This is a genomic window from Flavobacterium sp., from assembly GCF_034111225.1.
Lineage (GTDB): Bacteria > Bacteroidota > Bacteroidia > Flavobacteriales > Flavobacteriaceae > Flavobacterium.
On sequence record NZ_JAWUXR010000002.1, the window covers coordinates 94,614 to 107,006 of the forward strand.

Annotated in this window: 10 protein-coding genes; 6 read left to right on the plus strand and 4 right to left on the minus strand. The window is 32.1% G+C overall.

The features are described from left to right. Positions 1-9: 9 nt before the first annotated feature. The 4 genes from mdh (at position 10) to UXY25_RS00725 (ending at position 5,147) form a co-directional block, all read left to right on the plus strand. Complete coding sequence (gene mdh / locus UXY25_RS00710; protein ID WP_320814076.1) at positions 10-942, plus strand: malate dehydrogenase; 933 nt, start codon at positions 10-12, stop codon at positions 940-942. A gap of 191 nt (positions 943-1,133) precedes the next feature. After that, a complete protein-coding gene (gene secDF, locus UXY25_RS00715; RefSeq protein WP_320814077.1) occupies positions 1,134-4,064 on the plus strand; it encodes a protein translocase subunit SecDF in 2,931 nt (976 codons plus the stop codon). 120 nt (positions 4,065-4,184) lie between these two features. After that, on the plus strand, positions 4,185-4,679 hold the full coding sequence (locus UXY25_RS00720; RefSeq protein WP_320814078.1) for a hypothetical protein: 495 nt from the start codon (positions 4,185-4,187) through the stop codon (positions 4,677-4,679). 9 nt (positions 4,680-4,688) lie between these two features. Beyond that, positions 4,689-5,147 carry a hypothetical protein gene (locus UXY25_RS00725; protein ID WP_320814079.1) on the plus strand — a complete coding sequence of 153 codons (459 nt, stop codon included), beginning with the start codon at positions 4,689-4,691 and terminating at the stop codon, positions 5,145-5,147. A 47-nt stretch (positions 5,148-5,194) separates the two neighbouring features. On the opposite strand, the gene lgt is transcribed toward UXY25_RS00725, so the two are convergent. The 4 genes from lgt to folE form a co-directional block, all read right to left on the minus strand. Continuing rightward, on the minus strand, positions 5,195-6,148 hold the full coding sequence (lgt, locus tag UXY25_RS00730; RefSeq protein WP_320814080.1) for a prolipoprotein diacylglyceryl transferase: 954 nt from the start codon (positions 6,146-6,148) through the stop codon (positions 5,195-5,197). Between the two features lie 82 nt (positions 6,149-6,230). Further along, on the minus strand, positions 6,231-6,464 hold the full coding sequence (gene yidD, locus UXY25_RS00735; protein WP_320814081.1) for a membrane protein insertion efficiency factor YidD: 234 nt from the start codon (positions 6,462-6,464) through the stop codon (positions 6,231-6,233). 6 nt (positions 6,465-6,470) lie between these two features. Further along, positions 6,471-7,964 (minus strand): cysteine--tRNA ligase, encoded by a 1,494-nt coding sequence (gene cysS, locus UXY25_RS00740; RefSeq protein ID WP_320814082.1) that lies wholly within the window; start codon positions 7,962-7,964, stop codon positions 6,471-6,473. 159 nt (positions 7,965-8,123) lie between these two features. Next, positions 8,124-8,795 (minus strand): GTP cyclohydrolase I FolE, encoded by a 672-nt coding sequence (folE, locus tag UXY25_RS00745; protein WP_320814083.1) that lies wholly within the window; start codon positions 8,793-8,795, stop codon positions 8,124-8,126. A gap of 154 nt (positions 8,796-8,949) precedes the next feature. Between folE and UXY25_RS00750 the strand changes: the two genes are divergently transcribed. Both UXY25_RS00750 and UXY25_RS00755 read left to right on the plus strand, forming a co-directional pair. Beyond that, a complete protein-coding gene (locus tag UXY25_RS00750) occupies positions 8,950-9,375 on the plus strand; it encodes a hypothetical protein (protein ID WP_320814084.1) in 426 nt (141 codons plus the stop codon). Positions 9,376-9,377: 2 nt separating this feature from the next. After that, on the plus strand, positions 9,378-12,393 hold a 3,016-nt coding region (locus UXY25_RS00755), incomplete at its 3' end, for a beta strand repeat-containing protein (protein WP_414601352.1).

Here is a 12,393-nt window from a genome sequence, read left to right on the forward strand (position 1 = left end):
CACAACAAAATGAAAGTAACAATAGTAGGTGCGGGAAATGTAGGCGCAACATGTGCAGACGTTATTTCGTACAGAGGAATTGCAAGCGAGGTAGTGTTATTAGATATCAAAGAAGGTTTTGCTGAAGGTAAAGCTATGGATATCATGCAATGTACTACAACAACAGGTTTTAATACAAAAGTAGTAGGTACTACAGGTGATTATTCAAAAACAGCTAATTCAAATGTAGTTGTAATTACTTCTGGAATTCCTAGAAAACCAGGAATGACTCGTGAAGAATTAATTGGTATTAATGCAGGAATTGTAAAATCGGTTGCAGAAAATATTTTAAAACATTCTCCAAATGCTATTATTGTAGTGGTGTCTAATCCTATGGATACAATGACATACTTAACATTAAAAGCTACAGGATTGCCAAAAAATAGAGTAATAGGAATGGGTGGAGCTTTAGATAGTTCTCGTTTTAAATATTTCTTATCTCAAGCACTACAAAAACCAGGAAATGATATCCAAGGAATGGTAATAGGTGGTCATGGAGATACAACTATGATCCCATTAACTCGTTTAGCTTCTTATAACGGTTCTCCAATAGCAAACTTTATGTCTCAAGAAGATATGGATAAAGTAGCTGCTTCAACTATGGTTGGGGGTGCAACTTTAACTGGACTTTTAGGAACTTCAGCTTGGTATGCTCCAGGAGCTTCTGTTGCATTCTTAGTAGATAGCATCTTAAACGATCAAAAACGTATGATTCCTTGTTCAGTAATGTTAGATGGAGAATACGGTCAAAACGACATATGTATCGGTGTTCCATGTATCATAGGTAAAGATGGAGTTGAGCAAATTGTAGATGTGAAGTTAAATGATGCTGAAAAAGCATTATTCGCAAAATCAGCTGAAGCTGTTAGAAATATGAATGCAGACTTAAAAGCTGTCTTGTAATTCTTAAAAATATAAGATTAAAAACTGTCAAATTTTATTGGCAGTTTTTTTATTTTAATAAAGTATTAGGAAAGTGTGTGATTTATTAATAAAAAACCAATTTTATTGCCAAATAAAATTGGTTAATCCTATTGTAATATATATATTTGTCCGTTTTTAGATAAAAAAAGAATAATTAATTTATAGTAATAATGCAGAATAAAGGACTGATTAAATTTTTCGCAATTATTTTCGCGTTGGTATGTGTTTACCAACTTTCATTCACTTTTGTAGCTAATAGCATAAGTAGTGATGCAAAAGCATTTGCAAAAGGAGATTTCACAAAAGAATTAAGATATTTAGATTCTATTGGAAAAGAAACTGTTTTCTTAGGTAACACATACAATGAGGTTAGAGATAATCAATTACAAAAAGGTCTTGACTTAGAGGGAGGTATTAACGTAATACTTCAAATCTCTGTTAAAGATGTTTTAAACGGATTAGCAAACGATTCTAAAAACCCTGGGTTTAAGAAAGCGTTAGCTGATGCTAAAACAAACCAATCAGGAAACCAAGATTATATTGACGCATTTTTTGTTGAAGCAAATAAGGCTAATTTAAAATTAGCTAGCGCAGATATTTTTGGTAATAGAAACTTAGATGAGGTAATTAAATTTGACATGACAAATGCTCAAGTTGAACCAATTATTAAGTTAAAAATTATCGAATCTGTTGAAAGTGCTTTTAAAGTATTAAGAGAGCGTATCGATAAATTTGGTGTTACACAGCCTAATATTCAAATGTTAGGAAAATCTGGTAGAATTTTAGTTGAATTACCAGGTGCTAAAGATGTAGATCGTATTAAAAAATTATTACAAAGTACTGCCCAGTTAGAATTTTGGGAAACTTATAAAGTAGAAGAAGTTAGTGGTTATATAGTTGCTGTAAATGAAGCTTTAAAGAAAACTGAAGTTACTGCAAAGTCTGAAGTTGTTGAAACTGCTGCAACAGGAATTGACTCATTATTAACGGATAAATCTGCCGATACGATTAATAAATCAAACGGACCTTTATTTGATAAAATGTTAGCTGGTGGTCAACAAGGTTCGCCTTATGTTGGAATCTTTTTAACTAAAGATACTGCTCAAGTAAAAGCATATTTAAACAGAAGTGATATTAAATCTTTATTACCTGCAGAATTAGCAAATATTAAATTTGTTTGGGGTAAAATTGACGAGAAAAGCCCAGAAGGGATTCAATTATATGCTCTTAAAGGAAGTTATTCTGGTAAAGCGCCAATTAGTGGAGGAGTTATTGTTGATGCTACTGATACTTTTGACCAAATGGGTAAACCAGCTGTTTCTATGCAAATGGACGGTACTGGTGCTAAACAATGGGAAAAATTAACAGGAACTGTTTCTCAACAAGGAAATGCAATTGCAATTGTGTTAGATAATACAGTTTATTCTGCACCAGGTGTAAGTAGAGGAGCTATTTCTGGAGGACGTTCAGAAATTTCGGGAGATTTTTCTATCAATGAAACTAAAGATTTAGCGAACATCTTAAAAGCAGGTAAATTACCAGCTAGAGCAGAAATTGTACAATCTGATGTTGTAGGGCCATCTTTAGGTAAAGAAGCAATTGATAGTGGTTTAATGTCATTTATCATTGGTTTCTCATTAGTATTGTTATGGATGGTTATTTACTATGGTAAAACAGGTTTCTATGCAAACTTAGCTTTATTAGTAAATATCTTATTTATCTTTGGTGCTTTAGCAAGTTTTGGTGCTGTATTAACATTGCCTGGTATTGCGGGTATCGTATTGACAATTGGTATGGCAGTTGATGCTAACGTAATTATCTACGAAAGAGCAAAAGAAGAATTAGACGAAGGTAAATCAGTTGAGGAAGCTGTAAACTATGCTTATACATGGAAAGGTGCAATGTCATCTATCTTTGATGCAAATATTACTACTGCAATTACTGCAATTATCTTATTAGTCTTTGGAACAGGACCAATCAAAGGTTTTGCTACTACTTTGTTAATAGGTATTATAACTTCATTATTTACGGCTGTATTTATTACAAGAATGTTCTTAGACTGGAGTTTATCAAGAAAAGAAAATATTACTTTTTCAACTTCATTGACTAAAAACTGGTTTAAAAACTTAAACTATGATTTCTTGTCAAAAAGAAAAATTGCTTATGTTGTTTCAAGTATATTAATAGTACTTAGTTTAGTTTCTTTATTTACTAAAGGATTAAATCAAGGGGTCGACTTCGTAGGAGGTAGAACTTACCAAGTACGTTTTGATAAGCCAGTTTCTGCACCAGATGTAGCTGCTGATTTAGTTGCTGTTTTTGGAAGTGCTGAAGCTAAAGTTTATGGGAATGATAGTCAGTTAAAAATTACAACAAAATATAAAGTTGACGAAGAGGGTGATGGAATTGACAAAGAAGTAAATGAAATGTTATTTGCTGGTTTGAAAAAGCACTTACCTGCTGATTTAACATATGAGCAATTTGTAAAATCTTATGAAGGTAAGCAATATGGTATAATGCAAGCTTCTAAAGTTTCAGGAACTATTTCTAAAGACATTAAAACAAACTCTATTTGGGCAGTATTAGGTTCGTTATTAGTTGTGTTTATTTACTTAATGTTTTCATTTAGAAAATGGCAGTTTAGTTTTGGAGCAGTTGCTGCGGTAGCGCATGATGTTATCATTGTATTAGGTATTTTCTCATTCTTCTATAATATTCTACCATTTAACATGGAGTTAGATCAAGCATTTATTGCTGCAATCTTAACGGTTATTGGTTATTCGTTAAATGATACTGTAATTGTATTTGATAGAGTTCGTGAATATTTAGATTATAATTCATCGTCAGATTTTGATGGATTAGTAAATAAAGCATTAAACTCTACTTTAAGTAGAACAGTAAATACTTCTGCAACAACTTTAGTTGTATTAGTTGCTATCTTCATTTTTGGAGGTGAAACTATTAGAGGATTTGTATTTGCTATTTTAGTGGGTATCTTAGTAGGTACTTACTCATCTATTTTCGTTGCAACACCATTAATGAAAGATGTAATGAGTAACAAAGAAGCTAAGAAAATGGCAATGTTTAAAAAAGAAGACTAAATTTATATACATAGAATTTAAAAGTCCTGATGAAAGTCAGGACTTTTTTTATATATTTATGTGAAAATTAGAATGTTATAAATGCGAATGTAAATCTATTCCTAACTAAATTCTATTACTATGAAAAAATTAATTACTTTATTTGGAGTTATGATTATTACAGTAATTCTTGTTTTATCTTGTAAAAAAGATAATGAAGCAATGAATGAAGAAGAGGTTTATTCAGAAGACACTTTGAGAGTCACTGAAGCTTTCATTTCTGAATCACTTAATGACTCAGTTGTTAAGTCTAATAGTCTCTTAAAATTCAAAATTATGCCTATTGAAAGTGATATCAATGGTAACCCAGCTTCTAAAATTTACGTTTCTACAGATTTAGCACTTGATTTTGTTGCCTCTATTACAGGAAAAGCTACAATTATAAAAAACAATGAATTTAGTAAAATGAATATACCTAATGAAGCTGTATCAGCATGTGGTTCTTCGTGGAAAGGTCTTGATACTTATTTTTATATTATTGATGCTAAATCAGGGTATAAAATATTTAAAGGCACTCTAGATACTTCAGATCCAAATAAGACTTATAAATGGGAAGAATTTCAACTAATTAATTAATAAATACGTATGATTAAATTAAAGTTTTTATTGCTTTTTACAACAGTACTTTTTGTCTCATGTGATTCAAATTATTTATATAATGAATTTAATTCAAATTTTGATTCTAACAGGTGGAATTCAAATGAAGAAGTTGCATTTGAATTTGAAAATACCGAAGACATAGAGGCGAGTTCTATTAAATTGCATATTGGTCACATTTATGATTTCCAATTTTCTAATGTACCAATAGGAGTAAATATTATTTCTCCAGATGGATCTACTGAAACAATTGAAATAGATGTTAAGTTCAAAGATGAAAGTGGAAAAGATTTGGCTGAATGTTCAGGTGATATTTGTGATTTGTATGTTTCTATAGCGAGCAATATAAAGCTAAAAAAAGGAAAGTATAAGTTTGTAGTTAAAAACAAATTTTCAAGTCCGTTTTTGCCTAATATATTAGGTGTGGGAATTTTAATTGAAAAATAAACATGAAATAAAAAAGGCTCTGAATTTCAGAGCCTTTTTTATTTGTATTATTCTGCTTTTTTACTTTTAACGATAAAATATATTCCAGCAATGACAAATGGAATACTCAACCATTGTCCGGTTGATAGTGCCGAGAATATTGGGTTGTTTTCAAATCCACCTTGACTTCCTTTTACATACTCAACAAAGAAACGAACTGTCCAAAGTAATACTAGAAAAGTTCCAAAAAGTAACCCTAGTTTGTTTCTTGCATCTGTTTTCCAATACATATAGTAAAGAATCGCGAAAACAAAAACATAACCAAATGCTTCATATAGTTGTGCAGGATGTTTTGGCACAACATCTGCTAATAGTTGAGCGAATTGAGGGTTAGTTTCTATAGCTTTATAAGCTTCATTTGAATTTCCTATTTGTGTTGCTTCAAAAGCTTGTCTTGGCGTATACCAATCTCTTATGAATTTAATTCCAAAAGAAGAAGTTGTTTCTGTTCCTACAATTTCAGAATTCATAAAATTACCTAAACGGACAAATATCGCTCCACTTGCAACAGGAATTACAATTCTATCTAAAACCCATAGAATAGGTCTTTGAATAACTTTTTTACTATAATAAAGCATTACAATGATAATTGCAATTGCTGCACCATGACTTGCTAAACCTGCAAAACCTGTAAATTCCCAACCTTGTATTATTCCTAGTATCGATTCGTTTGCATTTTCTCTTATTGGTAATAATATTTCTAGTTTATGATCTTTAAAATAATCCCAATCATAAAAGAAAACATGACCTAAACGAGCACCAACTAAAGTAGCTAAAACTGTTGAAACAAATAAGTTGTCTAGTTTTTCTAATGTTTCACCTTCTCTTTCGTAAATAGCTTTCATAAGGTACCAACCTAATCCAAAAGCAATTACAAACATTAAACTATAAAAACGCAAATTAAAAAATCCTAAATCAATTCCTCCTGAAGGATTCCAAATCATATTTAAAGCGTAAATCATATTGATGTGTTTTTTATTTGAGGTTAAAAATAAATATTATAATTGGTAAAGTTGTTAATAATGTTTTAAGATTATAAAAAACTTACGGCACAGGGTCATAACCACTTTTTCCCCATGGATGACAACTTATTATTCTTTTAGCAGCTAAAAAACCACCTTTAAATAAACCGTATTTTTTTAAGGCTTCAATAGAGTAGTGCGAGCAAGTTGGTTCAAACCTACATGCAGCAGGTGTGTAAGGAGAAATTGCAACTTGATAAAATCGAAACAAGAAGATAAAAGGATAAGCTAATATTTTAACTATTTTTTTAATCATCTATACTTAGTTTACACTAAATCCAGTTCCGTCTTTTCCGTCTTTAAGTTGAATACCAAGCGCTAATAGTTTGTCTCTAATTTCATCAGATAAAGCCCAATTTTTATTAGCTCTAGCTTCATCACGCATTTCAATTAGCATATTTACAACTCCTTCTAATTTATTATTATCAGAACTCGCAGTACTAGATATGTTTTCTAAATTAAGACCTAAAACATCATGTAAAAAGCTATGTAAAGTTTTATTTAGTAATGTAATATCTTCACTTGTAAGGGTATTTTTTTTATCATTTACTAGATTAATGAAGCGAACACCTTCAAATAATTGTGCAATTAAAATTGGAGAATTAAAATCGTCATTCATAGCATCATAACATGCTTTTTTCCAGCTGTTAATGTCTAAAGTAGAAGTTGAACTCGCTTCAAGGTTTTTACCCAGTTTATAAGCATCAGCTAATCTGTTAAACCCTTTTTCACTAGCTATCATTGCATCGTTAGAAATGTCTAAAACGCTTCTATAATGTGCTTGTAAGAAGCAAAAACGAACAATGTTTGGATGAAAAGCTTTTTCAAAAAAATCATTTTCTCCATTAACAAGTTCCATTGGTAAAATATAATTCCCTGTCGATTTACTCATTCGTAAACCATTCATAGTTAGCATATTGGTATGCATCCAGTAATTAACGGGAGAAACACCATTACAAGCTTTTCCTTGAGCTACTTCACATTCATGATGCGGGAATTTTAAATCCATTCCACCTCCGTGAATATCAAATGTTTCGCCTAAATACTTAGTACTCATAGCAGTGCATTCTAAATGCCACCCAGGGAAACCAGCTCCCCAAGGAGAATTCCAACGCATAATATGTGCTGGAGAAGCGTTTTTCCAAAGTGCAAAATCTTGTGGGTTTTTCTTTTCAGATTGTCCGTCTAAATCTCTAGTATTGGCAAATAATTCATCAATATTTCTATTGCTTAATTCGCCATAATTTAACCCTTTTTTATTGTATGCTAAAACATCAAAATAAACCGAACCTTTACTTTCATAAGCAACACCAACTTCAATAAGTTTTTCAATCAGTTCAATTTGTTCAATAATATGTCCAGTTGCAGTAGGTTCAATAGTAGGAGGTAAGAAGTTGAAGTTATCTAAAACTTTATGAAAATCGACAGTATATTTCTGTACAATTTCCATTGGTTCTAACTTCTCTAAACGTGATTGTTTTACAAAACGATCATTATCCACATCACCATCATCTGTTAAATGCCCTGCATCAGTAATGTTTCTTACATATCTAACATTGTATTCCAAATGTTTTAAATAGCGGTATATAACATCAAAACTCATAAAAGTTCTTACGTTTCCTAAATGAACATTGCTGTAAACAGTAGGTCCACATACATACATACCTATATTTCCTTCATGGATAGGTTTAAAAACTTCTTTGTTTCCTGTAAGCGTGTTGTAAATCTTTAAGTCTTGATTTTTATATAATTGCATGTATGATGTTTTTTTAGAAGCTATTCCTGCTATTCGCTATATCTTTACATTTTATTTCGCAAGCTTCATAAAATGTTAAAGGATGCCGCTGCTATCAGGGCTAAATTCAAAATTAAATAAAAATGATGAATTTAAAAGCTAAATCCATCATTTATATAATTAAAATGTAGTGTCTAATTTTATATAATCGAGAAATTCTCTTCTTGTCTTGTCTTCTTTAAATTTCCCGCCAAATTCAGCAGTAACCGTACTGCTTTCAATATCACGAATACCTCTAGAATTTACACATAAATGTTTTGCATCAATAACACAGGCAACATCTTTAGTATTTAATACTTTTTGAAGTTCTTCAACAATTTGAATGGTTAAACGTTCTTGTACTTGCGGACGTTTTGCAAAATAATCTACAATTCTGTTCATTTTTGACAATCCTACAACAGTTCCATTTGAAATGTAAGCAACATGTGCACGACCTACAATAGGTAGTAAGTGATGCTCACAAGTAGAATAAACCACAATGTTTTTCTCTACAAGCATTTCGTTGTACTTGTACTTATTGTCAAAAGTTGAAGAGCTTGGTTTTTTTGCAGGATTAAGTCCTCCGAAAATTTCTTTCACAAACATCTTAGCAACTCTATTTGGAGTGCCTTTTAAACTATCATCAGTTAAATCCATCCCTAGTGTAGTAAGGATTCTTTCTACATCTTTTTTAATTGATTCAATTTTGTCTTCATCAGATATATCAAATGCATCTTCTCTTAATGGTGTGTTTGCACTTGTAGCAATATGATTATTTCCTAATTCTTCTTGTAAATCCTCTTTATTTGTCATTGTTAACAATAAATATTAGTATAGCAATTTTTAGAAATGCAAAGATAAATAATAAACTTTAAATAAAAGTATTTTGTTAAATTTTAAGAAAATAAAAGATTAAAGTTAAATTATGGTTAAATTTGTTTATCTACAACTATATAAAAAAAATAAAATGAAAGAAATTTACTTTAAGTTATTATTTGCTTTTTTAGTATTTAATTTTAGTTATTCGCAAACCAAAACTAATTTTACATTAGAAAGTTTTAAAATTAATTTAATCGAATCTTCTACTTCAACTCCTTATATTGATACTTTTGCAAATGTAAAATGGGATAGTGATTTAGTAAATAAGAACACTTCTTTAAGTAAAATTTATTTAGAAATAGTTCCTATAATGGATTGCTTCAATAATCTTGATGCTAAAGACCTTAGAAAAACATTTTTTGTTGATTTAAAGACTGAGAGTACTAAGAGTATTAGTAATTACATGATTACACATAAAAGTTTACTGTCTAAATGTTTCAAATGGCGTGTGCGTTTTGTTGGTAAACAAGGAAATCAAATGACTTCGTGGAATTATCATTTATTTATTAAGTAATTATGAAGAAAATATACTTATTTATTAGTCTGATATTTTCAATTTTATCCTTTTCTCAAGGAGGACCTGGAGGAAGTTGTGCTACTATAGCCTCCTTTTGTGGAGATGCTTCATTGCCTTTTAATAATGTTACCAATACTCCCAATTTAGGTAATATTGGATGTCTAGGAACTGCGCCTAATGGTGCTTGGTACACTTTTCAAGTAAGTACTCCTGGATTGTTGAATTTTCAAATTTCTCAAACTAATGCGGCCGGAAACGGAATTGATGTAGATTTTATTTGTTGGGGACCTTTCACAACAGATCCTCGTTTAAACCCTGTATTGTGTACTAATTCATTACAGGATTATCCAGATGGAAGTAATGCTTCTGCAAATAATATTGTAGCTTGTAGTTATTCAGCTGCACCAATTGAAAATTTTTCTATTGCTGGAGCAGTAACAGGTAATTTTTACGTAGTTTTAATTACAAATTACGCAAATCAATCTGGGACAATTACTTTTAATCAAACTAATAATACAGGTGGTTCAAACGGTTCTACAAACTGTGAAATATGTGGTGTTACTTTGGGACCAGATCGATTTATATGTAATTCATCTGTTACATCAGTAAATTTAACAGCAAGTTTTTATTCTCCACCAACTACAGCTACTTCATTATCTTATAGATGGTATTTAGGAGGAGTTTTGCAGGTGACAACTGCAACAAATACATTAACTGTAACTCAAAATGGTTTATGGCGAGTCGAAGTTGATCGAGTAGCTTGTACTCCAACTGAATACGATGAAATTATTGTGGATATTTCTGCAGGAATTTCTTCTAATACTATTGGGCCTTTTGATGGACCGCCTGGAGAATGTAATCCTACTTTTGATTTAACTAGCTATTTGGCTGCTTTAATGGCCCCATTAAATCCTGCAAACTATACATATGAGTTTTATGATCTTTCAGATGGAAGTTTAATCCCTGATCCTTCAAATTTTACACCTACGTCAAGTACTACGGTATATATAAAAATTATCTTAGGGACATGTGAGGGTTCTGAATTTATTGATTTTAACGTTTATTGTGTTCCCGCTACTTGTTCATTAGTACTGAATTCACCTACGAGTACTTCTAATCAAGCAATTTGTATCAATCAAGCAATAACAGATATTATTTATAATTCTGGTGGTGATGCTACTGGTGTAACGGTTACAGGTTTGCCAACAGGCTTAACTGGGATCTTTTCAGCTGGTCAATATACGATTAGTGGTATTCCAACTCAATCAGGAGTTTTCAATTATACGGTCGAAACAGTTGGTTGTTCAACAAATATACAATTGACAGGAACAATTACAATTAATAGTATACCTCCTCCTCCAACTTTGAATACAGTATTTTCATCTTGTACTTCAAATGGTTCAAACATAATTAATAATTATAATGCAACTTACACTTATACATTTTCTCCTTTAGGCCCAACCGTTGGTTCTTCAGGAGAGATTTTAGGAGCAATTATTGGTACATCTTATACAGTTGTTGCTAATAATAGTGGTTGTAATTCGCTTCCTTCAGCGCCATTTACTGATATGGCTATGTTAGCATCACCTGTTCAACCCACAACGTCTTCAGTAGGACCAACGTGTTTAGCTGATGGAAGTTCAAGCATATCTAATTATAACGGCGCATTAACGTATACATTTACACCAGCAGGTCCAACGGCAGGAGCAGGAGGATTAATCTCAGGTATGACAGTTGGAACAACTTATACGGTTGTATCGAATAATGGTAGTTGTACATCAGTTACTTCTGCAAGTTTTAGTAATGCTGCAATGTTGACACCACCAGTTCAACCAACGATTACTCCAGTAGGGCCAACCTGTTCATCAGATGGTACTTCGACTATATCGAACTATAATGGTTCATTAACTTATACATTTACACCAGCAGGACCTACAGCAGGAACAGGAGGATTAATCTCAGGTATGACAGTTGGAACAAGTTATACGGTTATTGCTAATAATGGTAGTTGTACATCAGTTTCTTCTGCGAGTTTTAGTAATGCTGCGATGTTAGCATCACCTGTTCAACCAACGATTACTCCAGTAGGACCAACGTGTTCATCAGATGGTACTTCAACTATATCTAATTATAATGGTTCATTAACGTATACATTTACACCAGCAGGACCAAGTGTTGGTGCAACGGGATTAGTAAATGGAATGGTAGTTGGAACAAGTTATACAGTTGTATCGAATAATGGTAGTTGTACATCAGTTGCATCTGTAAGTTTCAGTAATGCAGCAATGTTAATTACACCAGTTCAACCAACGATAACATCAGTTGCACCAACCTGTTCAGCGGATGGTGCATCAACGATATCAAATTATAATGGCGCATTAACATATCTATTTACACCAGCAGGACCTACAGCAGGTGCAGCAGGATTAATATCAGGTATGACAGTTGGAACAAGTTATACGGTTATTGCTAATAATGGAAGTTGTACATCAGTTGCTTCTGCAAGTTTTAGTAATGCTGCGATGTTGGCATCACCTGTTCAACCCACAACTTCTTCAGTAGCGCCAACGTGTTTAGCTGATGGAAGTTCAAGCATATCTAATTATAACGGCGCATTAACGTATACATTTACACCGGCTGGTCCTACAGTAGGAGCAGGTGGAGTTATTACAGGAATGACAGTTGGCACAAGTTATACAGTTGTATCGAATAATGGTAGTTGTACATCAGTTGCCTCTGCAAGTTTTAGTAATGCTGCAATGTTGACACCACCAGTTCAGCCTACATTAGTTTCAGTAGGGCCAACCTGTTCATCAGATGGTACTTCGACTATATCGAACTATAATGGTTCATTAACTTCTACATTTACACCAGCAGGACCTACAGCAGGTACAGGACGATTAATCTCAGGTATGACAGTTGGAACAAGTTATACGGTTATTGCTAATAATGGTAGTTGTACATCAGTTTCTTCTGCGAGTTTTAGTAATGCTGCGATGTTAGCATCACCTGTTC